General features: G+C 63.1%; 16 protein-coding genes and 1 pseudogene. 6 read left to right on the top strand and 11 right to left on the bottom strand.

What is annotated here, in order from left to right:
- Nucleotides 1-599: 599 nt before the first annotated feature.
- Both G5C50_RS18870 and G5C50_RS18875 read left to right on the top strand, forming a co-directional pair.
- A complete protein-coding gene (locus tag G5C50_RS18870; protein ID WP_165071831.1) occupies nucleotides 600-7622 on the top strand; it encodes a fibronectin type III domain-containing protein in 7023 nt (2340 codons plus the stop codon).
- Nucleotides 7619-8029 (top strand): hypothetical protein, encoded by a 411-nt coding sequence (locus tag G5C50_RS18875; protein ID WP_165071833.1) that lies wholly within the window; start codon nucleotides 7619-7621, stop codon nucleotides 8027-8029. The genes G5C50_RS18870 and G5C50_RS18875 overlap by 4 nt, the downstream gene beginning before the upstream one ends.
- Before the next feature lie 122 nt (nucleotides 8030-8151).
- Here the strand turns inward: G5C50_RS18875 and G5C50_RS33280 are convergent, their stop codons facing one another.
- The 11 genes and pseudogenes from G5C50_RS33280 to G5C50_RS18925 form a co-directional block, all read right to left on the bottom strand.
- Nucleotides 8152-8541 carry an IS1 family transposase gene (locus G5C50_RS33280; protein WP_407673565.1) on the bottom strand — a complete coding sequence of 130 codons (390 nt, stop codon included), beginning with the start codon at nucleotides 8539-8541 and terminating at the stop codon, nucleotides 8152-8154.
- Nucleotides 8542-8797: 256 nt separating this feature from the next.
- Nucleotides 8798-8890, bottom strand: a pseudogene (locus tag G5C50_RS33360) (hypothetical protein); the annotation flags it as partial.
- Between the two features lie 19 nt (nucleotides 8891-8909).
- A complete protein-coding gene (locus G5C50_RS18885; protein WP_165071835.1) occupies nucleotides 8910-10094 on the bottom strand; it encodes an ISL3 family transposase in 1185 nt (394 codons plus the stop codon).
- Between the two features lie 177 nt (nucleotides 10095-10271).
- Entirely contained in the window at nucleotides 10272-11825 is a 1554-nt protein-coding gene (locus G5C50_RS18890; RefSeq protein ID WP_165071836.1) for an SAM-dependent DNA methyltransferase, read from the bottom strand.
- Complete coding sequence (locus G5C50_RS18895; protein ID WP_165071838.1) at nucleotides 11822-12640, bottom strand: hypothetical protein; 819 nt, start codon at nucleotides 12638-12640, stop codon at nucleotides 11822-11824. The genes G5C50_RS18890 and G5C50_RS18895 overlap by 4 nt, the downstream gene beginning before the upstream one ends.
- 1 nt (nucleotide 12641) lies before the next feature.
- On the bottom strand, nucleotides 12642-13802 hold the full coding sequence (locus G5C50_RS18900; protein WP_165071840.1) for a hypothetical protein: 1161 nt from the start codon (nucleotides 13800-13802) through the stop codon (nucleotides 12642-12644).
- Nucleotides 13799-16126, bottom strand: coding sequence for a sensor histidine kinase (locus tag G5C50_RS18905; RefSeq protein WP_165071841.1), 2328 nt, complete (start codon nucleotides 16124-16126; stop codon nucleotides 13799-13801). The genes G5C50_RS18900 and G5C50_RS18905 overlap by 4 nt, the downstream gene beginning before the upstream one ends.
- Before the next feature lie 601 nt (nucleotides 16127-16727).
- Nucleotides 16728-16901, bottom strand: a complete 174-nt coding sequence (locus tag G5C50_RS18910) for a hypothetical protein (RefSeq protein ID WP_165071843.1) — start codon at nucleotides 16899-16901, stop codon at nucleotides 16728-16730.
- A 177-nt stretch (nucleotides 16902-17078) separates the two neighbouring features.
- Nucleotides 17079-18161, bottom strand: coding sequence for a hypothetical protein (locus G5C50_RS18915; RefSeq protein ID WP_206107765.1), 1083 nt, complete (start codon nucleotides 18159-18161; stop codon nucleotides 17079-17081).
- 588 nt (nucleotides 18162-18749) lie between these two features.
- The gene (locus G5C50_RS18920; RefSeq protein ID WP_165071846.1) at nucleotides 18750-19121 is read right to left on the bottom strand and encodes a hypothetical protein; all 372 of its coding nucleotides are present in this window, start codon (nucleotides 19119-19121) and stop codon (nucleotides 18750-18752) included.
- A complete protein-coding gene (locus G5C50_RS18925) occupies nucleotides 19118-19348 on the bottom strand; it encodes a hypothetical protein (RefSeq protein ID WP_165071848.1) in 231 nt (76 codons plus the stop codon). The genes G5C50_RS18920 and G5C50_RS18925 overlap by 4 nt, the downstream gene beginning before the upstream one ends.
- A gap of 238 nt (nucleotides 19349-19586) precedes the next feature.
- On the opposite strand from G5C50_RS18925, the gene G5C50_RS18930 reads away from it, so the two are divergent.
- The 4 genes from G5C50_RS18930 (at nucleotide 19587) to G5C50_RS18945 (ending at nucleotide 23179) form a co-directional block, all read left to right on the top strand.
- On the top strand, nucleotides 19587-20099 hold the full coding sequence (locus G5C50_RS18930; RefSeq protein WP_165071849.1) for a hypothetical protein: 513 nt from the start codon (nucleotides 19587-19589) through the stop codon (nucleotides 20097-20099).
- Between the two features lie 73 nt (nucleotides 20100-20172).
- Nucleotides 20173-20793, top strand: coding sequence for a sigma-70 family RNA polymerase sigma factor (locus tag G5C50_RS18935; RefSeq protein ID WP_165071851.1), 621 nt, complete (start codon nucleotides 20173-20175; stop codon nucleotides 20791-20793).
- Nucleotides 20794-20875: 82 nt separating this feature from the next.
- Complete coding sequence (locus G5C50_RS18940; protein ID WP_165071853.1) at nucleotides 20876-21862, top strand: hypothetical protein; 987 nt, start codon at nucleotides 20876-20878, stop codon at nucleotides 21860-21862.
- A 1113-nt stretch (nucleotides 21863-22975) separates the two neighbouring features.
- Nucleotides 22976-23179: a helix-turn-helix transcriptional regulator gene (locus G5C50_RS18945; protein ID WP_165071854.1), complete on the top strand. Its 204-nt coding sequence runs from the start codon at nucleotides 22976-22978 to the stop codon at nucleotides 23177-23179.
- The last annotated feature ends 241 nt before the right edge of the window (nucleotides 23180-23420 follow it).

Consider the following 23420-nt stretch of genomic DNA (forward strand, 5'->3'; position numbering starts at 1 on the left):
TCATTCCGCGACCTGAGGAGGCTCGGGATGGATCACGGCCTCGATGAGCCGCGTTGGAATCGAGCCTACGGCCGACTCCGGATCGAATGCCAGCGTTCATCGAATCCAGGCATCGGCAGCCGACATCGTTGGGAAAAATTAATCATGACAAACGCCTAATAGCTGGCCACGACGAATTTCTAAAGGATTCATGGATTTGCGTCGCCCGTCGGCGAGCGCGTCAGGGAGTGGTTTAACGCATCCGCGCCTCGACGTAGGTACTGGGGGCTTGTACGTGAATATGGCTTGAGCGTATCAGTGGGTTCGGTCGTGACGATGGTATGGCCTTGCAACGCGATGTTCGCGAGCAAGGCGGTCGACGACCCAACCTCCCCCGCGTCCTCGGACGCCTGAGGATCGAGACGATCGCGATCGAACGGCCCGCGGGACGCTTGCGTCCCTGCCCCGTTCGACGTGCGCGCCGATCCGAATGCCCGCATTCGAGAAGCCCGCCATGAGCCGCAATCCCGCCGAACGTCGTCGTACCCTCCAGGCCCGTCGCGCTCGCACGATGAGGGGGTTCGTCCCGTCGTTCCAGCCTCTTGGAGATGCGGCAACTCATGGCCGGCCAGGTGTCCACGGGCTGGGCGCCGTCGGCCTCGGGTATCGGTTCGGTGCAGGTGTATTCGGCCAGCAGCTTGGAGGGGACGTCGGCGTCGTTCGTGAGAACGGACGCGACGACCCAGGGGGACTGGCTCGGGGTCTACGGCGGCGACGGCTACAAGTTGGCGGGCGACGACACGGACGATCCGGACTACGCGACGGTCTCCATCGACGATGGGGTTGAGCACACGTGGGACCCCAATCCGGGCTCGTCGACGACGCGGGCGTTGCAGCGGGCCGACGGCTCCGGACGGGTGGCGGCGACCTGGTTCAACACCTCGGAATTCGCGGTGGTCGTCGACGTGACGCCGACAGACGAGGCGACCCACCGGATCAGCCTCTACCTGCTGGACTGGGACGCCGGCGGGCGTACGGAGCGGATCGACGTGGTGAGCCTGGCGACCGGCGACGTGCTGGACAGCCGGAACGCGTCGGATTTCGCCGGCGGGGCGTACCTGACCTGGGACGTGCGCGGTGCGGTGCGGTTCCGGGTGGTCCACGACGGCGGGTCGAACGCGGTCGTCAGCGGCGTCTTCTTCGACCAGGTCCCCAACTCGGCGTCGGCGTCGTTCGTGAGGTCCGACGCGACGACGCAGGGCGACTGGATCGGTGCCTACGGCGACGACGGCTACGTGCTGGCCGGCGACGCGGAATCCGAGCCGAACTATGCGACCGTCAGCTTCGACAACAAGCTCGACCACGTGTGGGACGGGGACGTCGACGCAGGGGAGACGCGGGCGTTGCAGAAGCCCGACGGGTCGGGACGCGTCGCCTCGGCCTGGTTCAATTCATCGCCGTTCGAGGTGATCGTCGACGTGACGCCGACGGACGACGCGACCCACCGGATCAGTCTGTACATGGTGGATTGGGACGGCGACAGTCGGATTGTCCGGATCGAGGTCGTCGATCCCGTGACGAGCGTGGTGTTGGATTCCCGAGAGGCGTCGCAATTTCACGACGGCCTCTACCAGACGTGGGACGTCCGCGGCTCGGTGCAGTTCCGCATCACCCGGGTGGGCGGCTCCAACGCCGTGGTCAGCGGGATCTTCTTCGACCCGGTCCCCGGAACGTCGACGGCCCCCGCCACACCCACGGGCGTCGCCGCATCGGCAGTGTCGGATTCGGCGGTGCAGGTGACGTGGACCGCCTCGGCGGGCGCCGACGGCTACACGATCGAACGGAGCGTCAACGGCACGAACTGGCTCCCGCTCGACACGACGGTCGGGACGAACGCCACGAGTTACACGGACTCGAATTTGTCCGAAGGGACTCGCTTTTACTACCGCGTCGCGGCGACTAATGCATCGGGGACGTCCACGTTCAGTGATCCGGAGTCCGCGTGGACGCGCTTGAAGGCTCCGACCGGATTGGCGGCCGCCCTCATCTCGGCCTCGAGAGTCGGACTGGCCTGGGTCGACGTCTCGGGCCTGGAGACGGGCTACCTCGTGGAGCGGTCGTCGGACGGGACGAACTGGGGCGACCCGATCACGACGCCGGCGAATGCGACCAATGTGACGTTGACGGGCGCCTTCAGTTCGACGACCTACTTCCGAATTCAAGCCGTCGGGCCGGACGGCCGGATCTCCGAATGGTCTGCCCCCGTGACGTCGGCACCGGTTTTAGCCGCCCCGACGAATCTTTCGGCAACTCGGGCCTCCGCCACTCAGGTCAACCTGACCTGGATCGACAATTCCAGCGACGAGCAGAGCTTCGAGGTGGAGCGGTCGTCGAACAACGGATCGACGTGGGATGTCGCGACCGTAGGACCCGGTCAGACCACATACTCAACCACGGGATTGACCTCGGGAGTCACGTACTTGTTCCGGGTTCGCGCCCGTGCCGCGTCGGACTCCTCGGCCTATTCGAACATTGTTTCGCTTAGTGTGTATGTCCCCGTCGGTGGAGCGCCGGCCAATCTGGCGGCGACCCCTTTAGACAAGGATCGGATCGGTCTCTCCTGGACCGATTCGAGCGGTGAGCTCGGCTACGAGATCGAGCGGCTTGTGTCCGGCGTCTGGACCCCGATCGCGTCCCCCCCGGCGGATGCGACGACGTGGCTCGATGATAACCTGAACGAGCTATGGCAGTATAATTATCGGATCCGGTCGTACGACGCGGCTGGCTATTCGAGTTACAGTTATGCTCCGGGGACGTGGACGCTGCTGGCGGCGCCGTCCGACTTCGTCGTTACGTTCGTCTCGCCGACTCGAGTTGATGCGACGTGGACGGATCGATCCAGCATGGAGAACGTCGGATTCCTGGTCGAGCAATCGTTCGATGGCATCGGCGGCTGGAACATCGTAGCTGGTCCGCCGGTGGACGCTGTCAGCACGTCGATCCCCGGGTCGTATTCCTCCAACGGGACGTACTCGGGCGAGTTCACGTCCGGCGCGACTTACCACTTCCGCATTCGAGCGGTGCGATGGTCGTCAGGGGTTTACACCTACTCGGACTATGCGACGGCGGTGCTGACGATTCCCGCGTTTCCGGCGAAGCCGGCCGGAGTGACGGCGACGAACACCGGATCGTCGATCGATGTCGCATGGTCCGACGTATCGAACGAGACGGGGTATCGAGTCGAACGCCTCGCCGCGGGATCGAGCGTTTGGATGTACCTCGATTCCGTCGGAGCCGACGTAACATCCTACAAGGACTCTCGGAACCTGGCCGACAACACGCAGTACTCCTACCGCGTGACGGCCTATAACGCCGGCGGTTTTTCCATCACCAGCAACGACAGCGCATGGGAGTGGTCCTCGCCGACGGCTCCCGAAGGCCTGAGAGCTACGCTTGTCTCCGCCGACCGAATCGACATGGCTTGGATCGACCGATCCGCCGCCGAAACGGGTTATCGTCTGGATTGGTCGCGGGATGGATCGACTTGGACGTCGATCGATCTGGATCGGAACGTCGTCGCCTATTCGCTCAAGGGCTCGTTCGCGGCCGGCGAGAAGTACTACTTCCGTCTCATTGCCTCGACCGGATCAAGGGCGTCGACTCCCGTCGTATCCTCGATCACGATCCCCGCATTTCCAAGCCCTCCGACCGGATTGACCGTGACGTCGCAGTCGTCGTCCTCGATCAGCATCGCTTGGACGCCAAAGCCCGGGGCCGTCGCGTACCGCGTCAGTCGGCGGACGGCGGATGGGCCTTGGATCGAGATCGGCAGCGCGGCTAACGACTTCACTTCGTTCACCGATTCCACAGTCGTCGCCGGCGTCGTCTACACTTACGGCGTGGCGGCCGAGACCTTCACCCAGAACTTCACGGTCAGATCCGGCAGGGCCGTGAGCAACTTCGCGATCGCCGAGGAGGGCACAGCCGATCACGACGACGACGGCCTGTCCAACGTCGACGAGGCCAACCTTGGGACCGACCCCACCTACTTCGACACCGACGGCGACCTGCTGCCCGACGGTTGGGAGGCCCGCTACGAGGGCTTCGACCCGAAGAGCCCCACGCCGGCCCAGGGGGACGCGGACGGCGACGGCCTGACGAATATCGCCGAATACACCCACGACACCGACCCGACCAAAGAGGACACCGACGGCGACGGCGTCTCCGACTCCGCCGAGGTCGCCTCGGGCTCCGACCCCAAGGACCCGTCCGACGGCGGCGTCGCGCCCGCCGACGACATGAAGGGGAAATTCCAGTTGACCACTGGGGATCCGAGCGGCAGCAAATCCGAACGATGGGAATTGCAAGTCGGCAACGTCAAGTATCAATCGCCCGGCTACGGCCAGGTCGGCTCCGGCGACTACTTTTTCGATGCCGGCGAGAGTTACGAGATCCGGATGCGTCACATCGGAACTCGGCCGGATTTCCTCGCTATGAATGGAGGTGCTAACTACGATTGGACGGCCTCCATCGCCCAAGTCGGGGCCAACTCGGTGCCGTTTTGGATCGACGACCAAGGGGAATTGCTTCGAACGTACATTTCGAGCACGATCGGGCCGCCCAACCTGACCGAAGGTAAGGTGTCCTACCTCCACATTCCCCAACTCGACGTCGACGTCGACAGCGACAACAACGGCGCGGTGGACCATTCGAAGCAGGAAGATCGGCTGGAACGAGACGCGAACAAGGGCAAGGTCGTCTGGGCGAACCTCGGCGATCTGGACGATGACGGCGTGCCCGACTTCGCCGACTTCGACGGGATCGCTGGGGGGCATTTCGTCCCCGTGACGGTGACGCTCTCGGACAATATCCGGTTCGCCGATCCCACGTCGATCCGCCTCAGCTTCAACTACGACGCGTCGAATCCCGCCGATCCCAACCTTCGAAAGGGCGCCGGCACCCCCGAGGATCCCTACGTCTACACCGCCGCCCCAGGCAAGCTTCGGCTCTGGAAGCCGAACAAGGACGCCGGCGACACGCGGGACGTCAACGTCGATTACATCGGCTCCGGCGTTTCCATCTCGGCCGCGGATCTAGGCCTGCAGCCCGGAGGAACGATCACGCTCTTCGTGGAAGCCGTCGCGACGGCCGCCTCGCCGTTGGCGATCAGCGTGACAGCCAACGTCGCCGGAGGAAAGTGGAGCGGAAATCTGACGGACGTGATCCACGTAAGTACGGCCGCAATCGATCTGGTAAAGGCAAATGTGGGGACCGAGACGACGTACTCCGACGTCGAGACTGTTCCGCTCTATCGCGCGCAGCCAATCGTAACGATCGATTCACCGAGTGGATCTGTGGCGGTGATTCCTGGATCATCTCCATATCAAGGATATATCAACGTATCCGGTCAAGTTGAGGATTTAATCGCCCTCTCCGTCGACGACCCGTCCTCCTTCCGGCCTGTAGTGACCGTCAACGGGCAACTAGCCTCGCTTTCTTACCTCGGCCGAGGCCGCTATTCCTATCAAACGACCATTGAGGTACAGGCCGGCAAAAACTTCATTTCCGTCGAGGCTGAGAATGCTCTGGGGAATCTCGGAGCCAACGCGTTCTACTTCGATGCGGCGGCCGTCGAAGGCCAAGCTTCGCTCGTCGGTCAAGTGACCCAAGCACGCAGTTCGTCTGACGAAAGGACGTTCGTCGGAAAAGTCGAGATCACCGACACCGGTTTCGTCGGCGCGGTCATGCCGGCGACGGTTACGAGCTATGCGAGCGACGGCCAGGAGTTGAAGTCGGTCCAAGTCGATTTGACCAAGGACTCCGATGGGATCTGGCGATCCCCCACGCTGATCGTGGCGGAGAAATGGGACGACCTCGGCGACGATTCGTTGAACATTCCGCGGTTCTTCGAGATCCCGGTCGGAGGCCGATTGGAGGTCAAGCGCGGCGCAGACGTCGGCTCGCGTCATGCAAAGCCGATCTCAGGCCTGGCCTTCGGGGCCGGAGTGACCGAATCGCTCCAGACGACCGGAACGCCGAACCTGACCCTCGACTATTCTCACGCGAAAACAAGCTCGCTGTCGGTGAAGGTCCAGAAGCCCGACGGCGGCCTCGAGGACTGGAGCGGCGATTTCAACAAGGCCGACACCCAAGCGATTTACGTCGGCGGCGGCGGCATCGCCTATGGCTCCAACGACGTCCTGGTCGAGCTTTCCGATCGCGACGGCAACCTGTTCCGCAGGCAGACCTCGCTGTTCCGCTACGACCCTTCCCCCACGCTGGATCTGCTGCAAAGCCCGAGTCGGAAATTGAAGGCGACCCTTCCCGTCGTGATCGGCCAGGAGAACGGGTTCGCTCCCCACCTGCAAGACGCGACCGTACTCCAATTCCCCACAGGCTATTCGGACGCCCAGAAGAGCGCCTTCCTCACCGATGCCAGGCTCGAAGTCCTGGCCTTCAGCCCCGATCGGGACGTGGCGTACGTCCGCTCCCGGGAGGGGAGGTCGGCCATGAGCACGTCGCTCCGGATGGAACAGTCCTTCGGCGCGAAGGTCATGGGGAGCATCGGTTCGGGCCTGGAGTATGCGGGAGCCGTCTCCTGGGGCTTCGTGGAAGGCGGCCTCCAGGGCGCCAAGGGGCTGGCGACGGGGGTCTATCAGGGCGCGAAGACGATCGTCATGGAGCCCTTGTACGTCGCCGCGGACGACCTCGCCACGGGCTACATCCTGGCGTTCCAGCCCGAATGGGCCGACTACTACGAGCCGATGAGCGGGATCCGCAAGGCGGTCGAGGCCGGTTACGAACCGGGCGAGATCGTCCACGAGGCCGTCGTCGGCGTGGCGCAGACGCCCGGCCGGTTCGTCCAGGCGCTGGTCGACGGCGACTCGGACAAGATCGGCCAGGAGTACGTCAACCTCGCGGCCCTGGTGCTCCCGTTCAAGGGGTCCAACCTCAGCTTCCCCTCGGGGTCGATCGGCCTGATCCCCGTAGGACAGAGGATGACGGCCGGCGGCGCGCTCGCCATGGAGTACGCCCAGGTCACGATCCGGACTGTGACTATTGATGGCGTCGAGATCGCACAGGGCACGCTGTTGGCCATGTCCGAGGTCACAGGCAACGTCGGCGGGGGCGGCGGCGTCGGCGGCGGAGACCCGACGCAGCCGTCGCAGACGAACCCGAACGCCGCCGGGTCGACCAATCTGCCGCCGGATAGGGAGGCGAAGATCCTGGAGGGGGAATGGGTCGACGGTGCCCCCGGCTCGGCGGGCGATTTCATCGGCGGTCATGCCGCCAGGATGAAGACAAATCCCAACGTGGAAATTCTGGAGGTCTACGACAATAATGCCTTCGGGCAAGGGGTGGTATCCGCCAAGATCCGGGTCACGCGGCCGGGCATGGGGACGAAGGTCAAAGGGCAGCCCAGCAGACCGCACGCATTTTTCCCGGATAGCTGGACGGATGAAATGATCACCGCGGCTCTCAAGGAAGTGTGCGGCGACCCAGCCAATTTCGTCAAAGTGAACGCGTCGGACGGGTCGTGCCAGTTTCGGAAAATTGTTGATGGGATCCTGATCGAAGGATACGTTCGGGACGGCCAGATCATCGGAGGTTATCCCAAAATTCAGAAGGTGCCGAACTCATGACGCCCGACGAAGCAATTGCCGTTCTGCTGGATGCTGTTCAAGACGATTGCCAGGACCAATGGATTGATATCCATGGACAAGGATGTTTAAAATTACTGCGAGAAATGGGGCAGCGGGCTCCGAGAGCTATCACGGCCGTTGCCAATCTAATGGCAACACATTCAGAGAACTATGTAAAGCTCAATTGCGTGGAGTTGTTGACGCACGCCCACATGCCGGAGGCGGGTGAAGCGCTCGTTGAGGCTCTAGATCTACCGCTCGATGATGAGGTTCTCGAGCAAATTTTCGAGGACGCAAAAGATTCCCTCCAGATGCGTACCCATGCACAGTTCATCGCTAAGGCTCGGGCCCTCTACACTCGATGGCCGAACTCGTCGCTCCAAGACTTCTTGAAGTCTGTGAAATAAAAAAGGTTCATCGGGTTGAGGCGTGCGCGGGGCCGCATTGGCGACAATGCAATTATCCAATCAATTCGTATCGTGTTTCGTGGAGCGACAGGATTTTCAGCTTGAAGAACTCGGTGGTGGCCCTAAAGCAGTGACGCGTTGTAATGGCGGATGAAGTACCAGAGGGCCCCGGTGTGGTTCAGGTCGCACCGCGAGAACGAGAGCGTCTTGCGGACGAACCGCGAGCACCGCTGCCGCACCGTGCACCAGAACCGCTCGACGTGGCAAGTCAGCCCGTCGCCCTTGTCGCACGGGACGTGCTGGGATTCCGGGATCACGGCCGCGTAGGCCGCCCAGGAGTCGCTGTAGACCGTCGCCCCGGCCCGGTATTCGTCCGGCAGCGCGTCCCAGAGGCACCGGGCCGTGAACTCGGAGCGGTCGCCGGCGACCATTGCCACGACCTGCCGGGTCTCGGCGTCCAGCGCGGCCCAGATCCACCAGGCGTCGGCCTTGCTGCCGACGTAGCTCCACATCTCGTCGACCTCGACGATCAGCCGCCCCGACTTTTTTGAGCGGCCCCGGCTCCCAGGGCGTCTCCTCGCGGTACAGCGAGTTGACGAAGCCCTGCAGCCAGCTCCGCGAGACGCCCGTGGCCCGGGCGATTCCGCGGAGGCTCACGCGCTCCAGGAGCAGGCGGCGGATGAGGTCCTTGCGTTCCTCGCTCACCGGACCCCTCTTGGGGTCGGCCACGAAGCGGCGGCCGCATCCCCGGCAGAGGAGTTGTTGCGAACCAGACCGGAGCGTCCCGTTGCGGACGACGTGGGTCGCGCGACAGTCCGGGCACGGCGGGATCGGGTCAGGGGCGGGCGTCGTGGATTCCATCCCCGCAGTCTACGGAATATCACCGCGGCCGGGCCACTACCAAGAACTCCTTGTCGCGGAATCCGTAGGCCGTGCGTTTCAAGGTCTTGATCTTGTTGTTGGTCCCTTCCAGCTGGGCGCTGGTGATCCAGGCGTCGTAATAGGCCAGCAGGCCGCTGCGGTACAGGGCCAACGTCCTGGCCATCTCCTGAGGCATCTTGATCCCCGAGGCCCAGGCCCGCTTCAGCCAGCCGTCGAGGAAGAGGGTCGCGAACGTCTTGCCCGGCTGTTCCCAGAATCGTCGCAGGTCCTCCTTCATGTAGTAGGCCGCGGCCAGCGGCTTGTTCCACGCCAGCGCTTCTTCCAGGCGTCGCTTCTCGTCCTTCTCCTCGTCGAGGTTGGCGGGGTCCTTCAGGAGCAGCCATCGCACCCCCTTGAGGACTCGTTTTCGCAGGCCGTCGGTCAGCTCCCGGTGCAGCTCCCTCCTCAGGTCGGAGAGCTTGTCGTTGAAGAGCTTGGAGATATGGAAATGGTCGAAGACGATCGCGGCTCTGGGGAGGTTCTCGCGGACCGCCTTGCGGTAGGCCGCCGACATGTCCATGGCCACCGCCTTGATTTTCGCCCCGCTGGGCCGCAGCCGCTTCCAGAAGGGCTTCAAGGCGTCCCCGGCCTTGCCGTCGCCGACGAAGACGACCGCCCCGGAATCGAGGTCCAGGACCGTGGTCATGTAGCGATGGCCCTTGGAGACGGCGAACTCGTCGATCGCGATGTCCACCAGACGCTTGAGCTTGGGCCGGGCGAACCGCCGCGACAGATCGCGTTTGATGATCTCCTTGACCATGTCCCAACCGACCCCCAGGAGCTTGGCGACGTCGCGGATGGTCATGCGGCGGCCCAACTCCAGGACGTATCGCTCGAAGGCCCGAGTATAGCTGCGTCGCGGATCGGCGAAGCCGACCTCGGCCTGGCGGACGCCCCCGCAACGGCGACACTCAAGCCGCGGGATTCGCAAGGCGACGAAGGTCGACTTGCGACCGATCGGCAGCGAACGAAAGAGCCGCGAGACCACGCCGCGATGAATCACCTCCGCCGACCCGCAGGCCGAGCATCGACACGTCGAGTCGTCGCGGACGATGTGAAAGATGACGCGGCCGTCGCCGAAATCCGCCCGAGTATATTGGTAGCCGCGAACGCCGAACGCATGATACAACAAGCTCGTGGACATGCTGACCTCCCGCATTGGAGTCTTGTAACGCAACTCCAAGTGGAATCAGCATGTCCACCCCTTTCAAGCCCCCGCGCACGCTTCAGCCGGATGAACCCCAATTACTTCAAGATGGCGAGGAAGCAAGGGGAGCACAGCGGCTGACCCGGGCATTCGTACTGCGGGCGCTCGTGAGGATCATGAAGGCGAAGAAGAAGCGGCAGGTTCGCAAGGCAGGCACTGATTTGATTTCCGCCGGGTGGACGGCATGGCCCCGCTGGTTACGAATTCCTCGGCCAGTCTTCGAGCCGTCGCCGCATCCCCCAAGAGCAACTCCGGAACGATGATATCGTACGCCCTCAGGGCGGAATTGGAAGTATCAACCGGAATGGGGACCCTCAGGTCCATGACGTCTTGCGGTTCAAACTTCAGCAAACCTTTAGAGTAGAAACGTCCGTTGGCGGCATGTTGCGACGCAGTGGTCGAGCTTATCAACGCCAACGCCCATGCTGCCTTCTCCCGCAATTTCAGCCGCTTGCGGAAGTGGATCGTGTAGAGCGTATTGGTCGCGGTCAGATCCCTAGCCCGATTGAGGCAAAGCCACGGGCCGATCGACGACATGCCGCTCATAAATCCATCAGCGGGAGGGTTAATCTCCGTCCTGAACCAGTACTCCCTTTCCCTCGCCTTCTGGCCTTTGTCAACCCCCCGCTCCAGCCCGATGGCGAGATACTCCGTGATGACTTCCGGGAAGCTTTCGCAACGGGCCGGCGGTAGGAAGAGCCAGACTCTTTCCCCGCGCTCCCGCAGATCTCGCCAAGCAGCCGAGTTGATGGCCGCGCCTTCGAGGTGTCGCGCCTTCGTGATGACTCGCGTTAGGTATTGGAGATCTATTCGAAGCTCGATCCGTTTGGCCTCACTCATGAGGAAGTAGTCGGCGGCACCGGTCACCGCCCCGATGCGTACCCTGGCGACATCGCCGAATCGCCTAGTCTCCGGGCCGCAGGGATGCGGCGACGGGGACGTCACGGCTCCCGTCGTCGGTCCAATTCCATCCCGGCCGCCTATGAGGTGTTGGATGACTTCCGGCAGGGTGCGGAACTGCGAACGATTGCAAATCACGCTGGGCTCGCCATAGCCCTCCGCGATCAGGACGACGCAGCCGTCCAGGATACCCTGGAAGAACGACCTGGCCCCGCGGACGACCTCGACGCGCGCGAAGCATCTCGGCAAGTGTTGCCGCAAATCCCTGGCATAGTCGGCATATTCCCACCCGGCCGGAAGTATCAGGCAGAGGCCACCCCCGGGCTTCAACAGCCTGAGACAGGCGCATAAAAACGCGTACCAGCAATTCGCGCGAAGGGGCACGGTGCCGCCGCCCGGGCGCTCGATTCGCAGCGCGGCCTGCACCACGTTCGAGTGGGCCTTGTGGAGTTTGAGGAACGGGGGGTTGCCAATAATCCGATCGAATCGGGCCCCCGTATTGAGTGACCAGTCCAGGAACTCCGTTCCGGGGTGATACTCGCCGCAATGCCGGTGGAGATCGTGCCGATCCAACTCGATGGCCGTAATCCTCGACCTGTCGACCCCCGCTTCCGCCAACGCGTCCAGGAAGACGCCTTTGCCCACGCACGGTTCGAGCCATAGAAACCCCGGATCGTCGCGCAGCACCCGCGCCATGGCCCTCGCCAGTTCGGGCGGTGTGAAAACCTTGCATTCGTCGGGAGCTGTGATGTTGGGGGCGGCGTTCATTCGCAAAACAACCCGACATGGGGACGGGCCGACTTGAGGGCGGTCCACGGGGGGGCGCTGTTGTCGCGGATCATCTGCTGCTGCCACCCGAGCAGCCGCTCCAGCCTGCTGCGCTGGATCCCGCGCCAGGTCTCGACGCTCGAAGTGTTCGCACGCGTGTGGCCTTCCCACAAATCCTGGAAGAGTTCCCCGAGCACGAACTCGAGCACCGCCATCGGCGTGAAGGCGATGCAAGGGAGCCTAGGGACCGGCACCGAATGCGGGAAGGGTCGTTCCTTCCGCCCATCCTCGCCCTGGATCTGTGCGTGGAAATAGCAGCCCGGCGACGCCCCGTCCGCCAACTCCATTCGCCACATGCCGAGCGGTTCGATGAGCTGTTGCTCGAGGGTTTCGTGCCACTCGACCTTCACGCTTGCCTTGCCGGCGACATGGAACGATTCGGATTCCTTGGATTTCTTCGCCCTCGGTGCCGGGCGTATCTGCCAGATCGCCGTGACCTTCGCACTGATTTCGACTCCCCCGGAACGCCTTCCTCGCTCGTAATTTGTGCTAGGTCGGGTGATGATCGCGTCTTCATCGAATATCGCCCATTTATATATGGACCCGGGCCGACCGCCGAGGCTCCCCTGCAATGGGGCCGACCGCCGGATTTGTTCGAGGTGCCCGTAGAATTGATCCAGGACTCGCTCGGCCCCCGGCGCGAGGAAGTCCCCGGACAGCGCGATGTGAGAAAACTCCTTGATCTCCCTGAGCATTTCGGCGAAGGAGAATTGCAGTTCGTTTGGGGGCTCATCGCGACCGCTATGCATCGCCATCTCACCCTTCCGGCGTCGTCATCAAACGATCCGAATCGGCCTCGGCCACGATCGCCGCCATTCGGGGAAATCGGCGGGCGAGGGCCACGGTGGTCCATGCCTGGCCGGCATACGACGGCCAATCGTCGGGCACGATCCTGACGACATCGCCGCCCCCGCACGGCTCGTCCATTGTGGCATAGTCCTGGTCGATACAGACGACCGGATCGACGAGGTCCAGCGGCCGCAGGGGCAAGCCCGCGTTCGCTGGGAGCTGAGCGAGGAGCCTCTTCGCCGTCGTACTTCCCCCGAGTTCCCAGAGCAGGGATTCGATTCCGGCCCGCCACCATCTCTTGCCGAGGAAACCGCGAAGAACGCCCTGATAAGCGGCCGGCTCGAAAAACTGGCCGAGGTCGCCCTTCATGGCCGCCACCAGGGAGGCGTGGGTCACCCTGAGCCGGACCGCCAGGTGGTGTGTATCAAACAGGAAGCAGGGATAGGGCAATATGCGATGCAAAACCCAGCGGACGAAGAGAAGCCCGTGGTTGCGGTGCGCCACTTCGGAGACAGGCGGGCGGCACTGTGCGACGTCGCGAATCGCGGCATTGATCCAGCCGGGCGTATCATCGCTTTCCGGGTCGGGCAATGCCAGCAGCTTCCTGACTTCTATCTCGATGGCCCCTCGGTCTTCGTACGGCCAGGACTCGGGAAGCGACCGGATGGCGTTCGCCAAAGACGCTACTTGGGGGCCGACGGCTGAGGGATTTCCCTTGATGAAGACCCACTCAAGGTTGTGGGTACGGGCCAGCAGGTGGGCGCGAGGCTCGGCGGGGGTGAGCGAGAACATGCGTGCCTCGCCGGTATGAATCGCGAACCCCGTGGGCCGATTCAAGCGATTCGCGTGTTCCCGTAGCACCGCTGCAAGCGCCATGCCATTGATGGGCTGTAGAGATATCTCCGTCACCTTACTGCGACCCGGCCAGTCGCTGATATCGTAGTCGACCAGGACCAGGTCGACGTCCTCGAGCATCTCCAGGTCGACGCTATCAGGGTGTTCGACCCGAGCGTCCACGCCCTCGGCGAATCGAATCGCCCCGTTTTGTTCATCCGGCCGGTCATCTACTACCAGCACCCTGGCCGGCGTGGCGGGGCCCGGCGAACATTCGATTGGGTGGCTACTCACTGATTATCCTTCACGTCGTGGAACTGGACTTCGACGGCAGTGGCGAAGCCAACGGAAGGCGGGACGAACCGGACTGTGGCTCCATATTGCTCAAGGATGTCCCTGGTAATCGTCAGCCCTAGTCCCATGCCTTGCCCCAGGGCGCTGTCGACCTCGGCCGTCGTCGACTCGAACGGCCGAAACCATCGCTCTGATTCGCCGAGGTCGACCGCCGCGCCGGAATTCTCGATAACGACCGTTTGCCTGCCGCCATCGGACGAGCCACGCGCGAGGATCTCGCCGTCCTCAGCGGCGGCCTTCACCGCGTTCGTCAGCAAATTCGAGAATACGACGGTGAGCTCGGCCGGGAACATCGGGGGCGACTTGAGCCCCTTCGGTATCTCATTTCGCAGGCGAATACCCCTGCGATCTATGGCCGGCGCTACGAGCCTCGTCGCGGCGTCGAAGCGGTCGCCGAGAGGCTGCCTGCTGCGTCGCCTCCTCGCGTCCGTGGAGGTAATCTCGACCATGTAGGCGGCCTGACGTTCAATCTGTCTCCTCAGATCGCCCGCATCCTTGTAGATGGGAGTCAGCTTTGAACGGACGGATGTCGGGAGGCTGCGGTCCTCGCGGAGCCGTCCGAGCGATTGATAGACGGCCGTGGCGCTCCCGAGCATCCCGTTGATCTCATGTACGAAGCTGGCCATCTGGGTGCCAAGGGAGGAGAGCACGCGAGACATGGCGGCGGAGTCCTCGCTGCTTTCGGCCGCGCGGATCACTTCGGCGGCGGCCTTCTGCGTCACCACGAGCCTGTCAGCGATCTTCGTCGTCTCCAGGTCATTCCTCTTGGTCAGCGCGTCTCTGGCCTCTCGCAGCCCCTCCATGAGCGACGATTTGGCCGTCTCAATCGCCTCTGAGCGCGGCGGTAGGGTGGCCGGAGAGAGAGGGGTGTCGGCCCCCGTAGGCGAGAGCCTTGCGGAGGGGCCGTCGCCACCCTTTTTCTGAGATGGATTCTCCCGGCGGGCGGCCGCCCGCGTCCGGGTCGCCAGGTCGAGGGCACGCTTCACAATGTCGACGAGGACGTCATAACCCTTCTCGGCGACGAACCCTTCTCTGTTGACCAGCATTCGAAGTGTCGGAGCGTCGTCCTGGGTCAGGAATACCGCGCCGGTATAGGAGTTGTTCGGCAGCACGAAAAGCTGCCAGTCTCCCGCGGTGCCGCTCTCACCGGCGACCATACTCTCGGTGATGGGATTTTTATCCCAACTTCGGCGTGCCGTGTTGGCGTCCAGGCTCAGCCAGTCATCGCCCCGATCCCCATATGGAAGGACTCGAAACCCTTCGAGATAGACGCGAATACCGCTCGTTTGGTGTGCCCATCCGCGGACCAGTTTGTCCACGATCAGGCGCGAGCGAATGAGTATCCGCGCCTGGAAAAACGGTCCCGATTCGGGATCCGGGTGTGGGTGCGAGAACTCACGCCGAGTTGCAGCAGGGTTTTCCTTTTTTGTGGATAATGTCGGAGAAATTGCGTACTTGACCGTCCGTTTATCCGACTTGCAGTCAATCTCTACCACCCATCGGGCATGGGTCAGGAGCACTTCCCAATAATTGTCGCCTTCGCTGAAATCGCCTTCGAGGTCGACCGAGCATCCCGGGTCCTCGCTCGACGCATCCCTGAGCTGAGGCCTGCCGAATAGGAGTTGATCCCCGAACAGCTTGCTCGGCAACGCCTCCGTCAGGATCGATGGAGGCTGGAAAGAACGGCATTCGGCGATGAATCTGGCCCTCTCCCTCTCGTCCCACGGTCGCCTAAGTTTGCTGAGCGAGATCGTCGTCCCGGATGGAGCGGGCCGAGTTCGCTTTACGCTTTCGAGCGTAATTTCATCCACGAGTTCATTCAGGGTCGTTCGGGATTCGATCTTCTCCCAATCGATCGATGCCTTGATCGCCTCCTTAGCCGTTTGTCCGGGATTTCCTCGCACAGAATCGACTTCCATGAGCATGGCGAGCTTATGTGCCGCCAGCCGCCCAATACCCTTGGAGCCCGTCACCCGACGTCGATAGAAGTCAGACCGGCGGTCGATCTCCTTGAATCGTGAAGCAATTCGAAGGAAACCAAGGCGGAACCGCTCTTCATCCATGCCACAGCCATTGTCGCGGATCACGACCCTCCCTCGGGCCCTATCGGCCAAATCGGCCGCAGTAACCACGACATGTGTAGCATCTGCATCGTAGCAGTTCTTAATCAACTCCAGAAGGGCCGTGGAATCCCGGCCGACGAGCAGTTCGCCGAGCTCTCGGAATACATGCGTATCTACAGTAAAGGACAAGCTTTGGGGCATTACTTGCGTCCAGAATCCGGCTACTGCTCATCCCGCGTTGATTCACAACGAAGGATACCTTATAGAACTCGGTCGTGATACGCGCGACCAACTCTGGCGGCAGAATGGGACTACCTACACGAATGACTGGACGCCTAGCCCGGTGGCCCGACTACTACGACCTCGTTGCTACCCGAGTCGAAGCGACGGTAGGAGGTTCGGGGAACGAGCGCCATATGCTACTCAAGGCTGAATCAGGGTGGGTTCGATGTGGCGTTTGGTATGGCTTCCTGGCGGATCCCGATGGGGCTGTGATCAGAACTCTGATCGTCGAGATCGTCCTCGTTCGCAAGCCTAGGCGGGCCACTAGGGGTTTCGAAGCATCTGGCTTGATCATCGTAGACGAACTCAGTTTTCCGGAGCTGGGGTTCGACGCACCCCATGGATAGGTATGGACACCTGCGAATAGCGGTGCCGAGTGTCACTCGCTTGTGGCAAGGCCAGCCTCTGCTTCGACACACCGCCGCCTCGGCGGTCGGCCTGGGCGAGCGGGGATTTTAAGTCCACTGTTTCTCAAACAGCTGCCTCGGTGATAGTCCGAGACGAGGTGTAGGGGCTTAGCTCAAGCTTTCACATCCAGCCGAGGGCTTGGAGTCCTGCTGCGGCCGTCTTCGTTCGACAGGGCAGGCGGAGGGGCGTCAAGGTAGGCGTTCGTGTAGGCGTCGCGGAACCGCTCGACGGCCGCGGCCGTCGCATACGACTCCATGGTCGGATCGCGGGTCCCAAGGCTGTCCAACCTTCGCTCGATCCGGTCGAGCCACGTCTAGCCAGCTTCAGGGATTGAAGCAGGTACAGGGGACAGCTGGGGAAAGGATCCTCGGCAGAGGCCCGTTCAACATTATCAAGTCCATGAGCTGGTTCTGGCTCTAACCTTATTCTGGCCCGAGGCTCTGGAATAAGGCCCGTCGGCACCTCAAATCCGGAACTCGATGGGGATGTTGTCAAGGAGTGCGGCGGGATGGATCGCGCCCCATTCCGCGCGGGCGAGGGCCTTTCGAGTCGAAGGGCTCAGCGGAAGCCGCCAGCGATCGACGAAGTAGCGGCCCAGGTCGCGGCCCGCGGCCGTCGAGGCCGCCACGTACCATATGAGGCCTTGTCGCAGGGCACCCTCGGGTGAGTCCGGAGTAACCTCGGGGCACTCGCCGAGGACGCGATAGAAGCGCCGGAGCCAGCGGTCGCCTCCGACCTCGCGACGCAGCCGCATCATGGCCGAGGCGTATATGTCGGTCTGGTTGGCCGTCAGGTTCGGATGCCGGCGGTCCTTCTCGCCGAGGCCCCCCTGCATGGTGAACGCCTTGAGGAAGGTGAGGTCGGTCTTTTCGATCTGGCCCTCCAGGGTCTCGATCCATTCCAGCGCCCCCTGGTCACCGGGCGCGACCTCAAGCTTCAGGACTTCCATGCAGACGTGCCGCATGAACACGGCGAAGCCGGTGCCGAACTGGGAGTGTCGGTCGCCGAAGACGAAGTAGTTCCGCCCCATCTCATAGAAGTAATAATTTTTGAATGCTTTGGGGCTCTGGACGGCCAGCGGATAGTCGTCGGCGTAGAAGTGGATGACCTCGATGCCGGTCTGGCCCAGGTAGCCGCAGCCCCCGCCGCAGGTCAGCTCTCCCGGGACCGCCGCGATCGTCCCCCGGCCGTCGATGTGGTGGAACAGCCTCGGAACCTCGCCGACGAAGTCGGCATAGACCGCCCATCCGGCGTCGAGTCGCGACACGAACTCGGCGATAATGCTGCGGTCGAACTTCAGCGAGTCGGTCAGCAGCGCGATCCGGCGACCGATCCAGGGGAACATCCAAGTGCTGACCCGCTTGGCGTCCCACTTCGCCGCATCCATCGCCATGGGCCGGTAGTCGAACGGTTCCCCCGGCCGGATCAGCTCCTTCGCCGTGGCTGCTCGCCGCGACTTCTTCTTCGCCGATTTCTGCACGCCCGGATCCTGAGCAAGCAACAAGCCGGACACTGTCAAGAAGTCGCGGCGCGTGGGATATCCCATTGAAGTACTCCGATTCGTTATTCCACGAGAGATCGGGCCTTCTGATGCGAGCAGTCAGCACTAAACGCGATGAAACCACCGCTCGGCGTCTTTCAGATCTACTCGCTATGATCCTCGTGGCTCCCCCGTCGCCTGACAAGGTCCCAGCCCCTCCACACGCGTGTGCGACACGTATTGCCTGTAGAATCCCATACATTGAACAATGGTGCCGACGGAAGAAGCAAGAAGTTGACAATAAAAAGAAACAACTGGAATCAAACGGGATCCGAAGGTTGCATTCCAGTGGTGCTCGACCTGCCGTTTGTCTTTTGCGAAGCTGGGTCACCGAGGGCACTCGCTAGGTCGTCGGGAAGCTCGCTCGCCTTGATCCTCCACAGGTCGTCCGTGGAGATCCGCAGGATTTCGGCGTCCCCCTTCAGCGTCAAGAGCGGGGTCACCAGAAGAGCCTTCGTCTGGTCACCCCCGGCGTAGAGGTCGGGATGCCTCGCAAGCATGTCCCTGGACGATGACGTGACGAAGTGCGGAGCGGGCGGATGCTCGCCGGCTTCAAGGACCTCCCTGGACTGCGACAACGCGGAGGAACATCGATCAGCCCTCCGAGGCGTCCAAGTCCACCGTGAACTGACCCACGTCGGCCGGGTCGAAGCAGACGATGTGATCGTCGCCGTAGCCGCCGGTGCCGGCCTCGGGACAGGTCCACAGGCATCCCTGGTAACGCACGAACCGCTTGACCGGCTCACGCCAGTCGAGGAACGAACAGAGGGCGTCGGCGAGCGTTTGGGAGGCCGCATCGTAATCAGCCCGCGCGAGGTCGTGGCCTTCGCCTTCCAGGTGCAGCCCCCACGATTCGGCCGCCTGCTTGTAAACCTCGATGGCCGCGATGACGTCGGCCGACTCGGTTCGCTTCGTGGGAGTGGAAAGTAGGCGTGGGCCGGGGGCGCTTGCGGGGGGAGTGCTCATTCCGGATTGCCTTTCGTCTTGCGGGTGGCCTTCATCCTCTTGGCCATCTCCTCTTGCTCCATCTGCGCCAGCACGGGCCGGAGGATGGCGCTGAGTAGTTCAGTCATGCTCTCGTCGCGGTAGGCGGTCACGATGCGCGCCGACTCCACGACGTCCATTTCGAGTTTAACGCTCAGCGTCCGGGGCTTGTCACCAGCCATCGGCGTTTGTTCCAGCAGTGCCGCCATCGTGCGAAGTCTCCACAGTGGCCATCGTAGCAAACTACACCGCCCGACACTGGAATGATACGCAAGTCCACCATCGGTAGCAATCGAATAAATAACACTTTGCTACTTGACTACGGTAGCAAAGTAGCTAGGATATGGTTGTCGGGTCGAGAAGGCCCGGAAACGAAAGCGGGCCGGGGTGGTGCTGGTAACACCGTCCCCGGCCCTTGGAAAGCGCCTACGCGAATAGGAGCCTACCATGTCTCAACATACCACTCTGGACAAGATCGCCGCTTCCCTGACCGTCTCCCTGGACAGCACGAAGACTCTGGCCGCCGCCGAGAGCCGTTGCGGCTCGATCGCCGCTCTCGGACTCATCACGGCCGTCGAGAAGGCCCTGGACGACCTGACGGCCCTCCGCATGACCTCCCTGCGTGACGAACTGCTCGCGCCCCCCCCGATCGCCGGGAACTGCGACGACCACGAGGAGATCAGCGCCGATTTCCTCCGGGATCCGCTGAGCTGGCCCGACGATTCGGATCTCGTATACTTCAGCCCGCCGCACGTCTTCGACTACGCCGACGCCTCCCAATGGGACGCCTGGACCGACGCCGACCGCTGGGCTCCGACGCCCCTCGAGGTCTTAGCCCGCGGCTTCTCCGACGCCGAGGCCGCCCGTTCTGACGCCGACTGGGACGATCTCTACAACGCCGCCTATCCTGACCTGATGACCGACGCCGACCTGATGGCTGCAGGGCTGGCCGTCGGCTGACCTCCGACGTCGCCGCGGCCGGGGATGGTCCCCGGCCGCTCGTCTCACTGCCTACGAGTCGGAGGGTTCTGTGATGGCGACGCAAGTACGCGCCCTGAGCGGCCGCTGGTGGCAACCGCTGACCGAAGATCAAAAGCAGATGGCCGAGCGATACGCCTGGTTGCCGCGGAATGTGGCTTCCTGGTTCATGACCCGGTGGTCGTCCCCTGAAGACCGCGAGGCGCACGGGACTATGGGACTAATCTACGCGGCTTCGAGCTTCAAGCCGGAGAAGGGATTCGGCTTCTACGGATACGCGACGTTCTGCATCAAGGCTGAGATCACCTACGCCCGCGCCCGCGGGCTGGAAGGCCTGGTCCGAGTCCCTCGGAAGGCCGAAGAGGCGGGGCTCGGGGTGCAGGTCGTCTGGGGGTCGACGTCGATCGGCGTCGACGGTTCCGACCTGCTCTCTGCGATCGAGGATCGGAGGGAAGGTCCGAGGATCGACTCCGAATCGCGGATCCGGTTCCAGCGCGCCGTCCAGTCGCTCCCGGCCCGCCAGCGTCGCGCGGTGCGGCTCCGCTACATCAAAGGCATGCGACGAAAAGACGTGGCTCGCGAACTCGGCGTCTCGACTCGCTATACGAATCGCCTGATACAGGAAGCGCTCCAACGACTGTCCACGTCTCACAGCCTGGCCGAACTGGCTTCCTGACAAACACCCGCCGTCGCCCGGCCTCACGCCGGGCGGCATAACCCGCACATTAAGGCTGAGAGCATCGGAGGGGATCAATCAGATGGGAAGCGTCATCGAGAGCTGGCGGACGCCGAAGACGTCGCGCGACCTGGGCCGGGCGGTCGAACTGTTCATCCGGGACGGGCTGGGGATCATGCCGGACGAACTTGAACGGAGCCGGTGGGGGATCGAAGCGATGGTGGACCTGGAGGACGGTCCGGGGGCCATGGTGATCGTCCAGGACCGCGAGGCGACCGGCATGAAGTGGGTATACCTCGACGAGGATCAGCAAGCCTTGCTGGACGCCTGGGAGGCCGCAGGCGAACCTCCGGTCGAACAGGTCAACTTCCGCCTCGACCTGGGCGGGCCGCTCTCCCCCGAAGCGGAGGCCGCCGCCCGCGCCGTCATGGCCGGGAAGGTTTGCGAGGAGATCGGCTGGACCCCGGACGAAGTCGCCGCGATGCGGAAGCGGAATTTCCCCGACATCCTGGAGCGGGTGGATTCGAAGCGGCACACCGGCAGGACCGGGCCGCCAACCAACTCCGCCGAGCTGGCCGAGGCGGTCAAGGCCTGCCTGAAGGCGGCATACGGCCTGGTGGCGACCGGCGACGATTACTGCCTCGAGGTCGACATCGCTCCCTACGGCGTCCTGCGGATGGTCGTGGGCAAGCCGGAAGACTTCGAAGCGAAGCCGGTTCAGCAGGCCGAGGCCGCGTCCACGGATGAGGTGCAGGCGAAGACGCCGATGGGCCGGCTGCTGGCAGCCGCGTTGGAGATCTATCACGACCCGGGCACCATCGGGGATCGCCAGGGCTGCATCGACAAGATCCTGAACACGATCGTCCGGTTGGCCCACGGCTACGCGGCCGACGCGGTCCCCGCGGAGAGCAGAGCCGTGAGATTCGGCGGCACGACCGTCCTCGTCGAACCAGAGGACTTCGACGGGGACGTCGAGCGGGTACACGTCATCGACGACGCCGACACGAGCAACCTCGGCGATGAGGATGAGGCCGAGGACGCAGACCGGTTCGTCCCGGCCCACAACTGACCCCGATGCTGCCAGCAGGCACGGTCCCGGCTCCAGCCAGGGCGATAGGGAGCCGGTTGACCGACGGTGGAAGTGATCGTCCGGCCACGTATAATCCAGTTCACCGGGTGGCGTCGACGGGTTCGAAACCGTCAACGCCCGACGCGACCTCCGGCCGGCGCTCTCCCTGGGGCGTCGGTCGGAGTCGGCCCGTGCCAGGGAGATAGATGCCGATGTCTGACGCGCACGCGCCTCGTCTAGTTGCTCTGCCTGATGGTAGGCCGCTCGATATCCTGCCTCCTTCGTGGGAGTTGAGCGAGGCTCTGTGCGACCTCACGGAGACATCCCTTCCAGGTGAGCCATGGGAGAAGGCCCTGACGGTTATGAACACCGTGGTAACTCACTGCGTTGACATATCGGACATTTCCACCGCCGGCATCGTCAACACGAGGGCGGACGACCTGCGCCCCTACGTGGGCGGCCCATGTCGCTGGCCTGAGATCGTTCGTGCCATCGTCGCGACATGGCCTAACTCCGGCCCTTGGAGTCACTGGCGAGCGTTTGTTCGTGTATGCGTTGCGGTCTACGTCGAAAACACGCAGCCTCCACTTTGGACGCTGGATCCCGAGAAGCTCAGGCAGAGCGAGGAAGCGGACGGCACCCACGAAGCTGACACCTGGCTGAATTCCGCCAATCCCTCCGCGCTCTCGGCCTCCGCGCTCGCCACGCCGACTTCGACGCCGACGAAGCCCCCTCGCAGACGCGGAAGGCCTAAAACCGCCGCCAGCCAGAAGGACTGTCGGATAGAGCAGGCTTGGGAGAGCGGCCAATATGAAAATCTTGTGGATCTAGCCAACGCGTTTGGGATGACTGTGAAAGCCGTCAATGCGGCGCGTGGACGAGTGAGATGGCATCGGAGGAAGCCGGAGTAAATTCCCCGTCAAGGCCCGTTGATTTACTCCGGCGCTTTTTTTCATGCGAGTCACACGCGGTCAAGTACTGGAACACGCAGTCTCGGTCCCGGAGCAATTCGCCGCCGATCGCCGGAGTAAATCAGGAACTCCGAAGCGGCCCTTACACTTCACCCGACGAAGGAAACAGCACCACAAACGACACCCGACGAGACCCACCACCATGAACGCCGTCTCTGAATTCCCATCCGCTCTGCTCACCGTCGAGCAGGTCGCCGAACGCTTGAGCGTCAGCACGCGGACAGTGTTTCGGATGGCCGCGTCCGGCGAGTTTCCGTCGGGCTTCCGCGTCCGCAATCTGCGTCGTTGGCGGTCGAAGGACGTCGACGAGGCCATCGCCCGCATGGCGAGCCGGCCGGCCCGCTGAGCGCACGGAAAAGCGGCGAAGGCGATCCACCGCCCTCGCCGCCTTGTGAGTCTCCCAACTCAAGCAGGATCCCAGCCACGGGATAGGAAGAAGTATACGATGGAATTTCTGCGCCGTCAAGAATCAAATATTGAACACAATATAATACCAAAACTGCAAATCGACGTCTGCCCGACGTGCGGCCGGTTCCATCCCCGCCGCCGCGCCCGCCGCTGCCCCATCTGCTCGAGGCCCTCGAAGC

It is taken from the genome of Paludisphaera rhizosphaerae (assembly GCF_011065895.1).
Lineage (GTDB): Bacteria > Planctomycetota > Planctomycetia > Isosphaerales > Isosphaeraceae > Paludisphaera > Paludisphaera rhizosphaerae.

Coding starts and splice junctions, on each gene's coding strand:
- G5C50_RS18870 (WP_165071831.1), top strand. CDS start 600: ATGGCCGGCCAGGTGTCCACGGGCTGGGCGCCGTCGGCCTCGGGTATC.
- G5C50_RS18915 (WP_206107765.1), bottom strand. CDS start 18,161: ATGGGATATCCCACGCGCCGCGACTTCTTGACAGTGTCCGGCTTGTTG.
- G5C50_RS33280 (WP_407673565.1), bottom strand. CDS start 8,541: ATGTGGAGCTACGTCGGCAGCAAGGCCGACGCCTGGTGGATCTGGGCC.
- G5C50_RS18905 (WP_165071841.1), bottom strand. CDS start 16,126: ATGCCCCAAAGCTTGTCCTTTACTGTAGATACGCATGTATTCCGAGAG.
- G5C50_RS18890 (WP_165071836.1), bottom strand. CDS start 11,825: ATGAACGCCGCCCCCAACATCACAGCTCCCGACGAATGCAAGGTTTTC.
- G5C50_RS18925 (WP_165071848.1), bottom strand. CDS start 19,348: ATGGCGGCACTGCTGGAACAAACGCCGATGGCTGGTGACAAGCCCCGG.
- G5C50_RS18885 (WP_165071835.1), bottom strand. CDS start 10,094: ATGTCCACGAGCTTGTTGTATCATGCGTTCGGCGTTCGCGGCTACCAA.
- G5C50_RS18930 (WP_165071849.1), top strand. CDS start 19,587: ATGTCTCAACATACCACTCTGGACAAGATCGCCGCTTCCCTGACCGTC.
- G5C50_RS18935 (WP_165071851.1), top strand. CDS start 20,173: ATGGCGACGCAAGTACGCGCCCTGAGCGGCCGCTGGTGGCAACCGCTG.
- G5C50_RS18945 (WP_165071854.1), top strand. CDS start 22,976: ATGAACGCCGTCTCTGAATTCCCATCCGCTCTGCTCACCGTCGAGCAG.
- G5C50_RS18940 (WP_165071853.1), top strand. CDS start 20,876: ATGGGAAGCGTCATCGAGAGCTGGCGGACGCCGAAGACGTCGCGCGAC.
- G5C50_RS18895 (WP_165071838.1), bottom strand. CDS start 12,640: ATGGCGATGCATAGCGGTCGCGATGAGCCCCCAAACGAACTGCAATTC.
- G5C50_RS18875 (WP_165071833.1), top strand. CDS start 7,619: ATGACGCCCGACGAAGCAATTGCCGTTCTGCTGGATGCTGTTCAAGAC.
- G5C50_RS18920 (WP_165071846.1), bottom strand. CDS start 19,121: ATGAGCACTCCCCCCGCAAGCGCCCCCGGCCCACGCCTACTTTCCACT.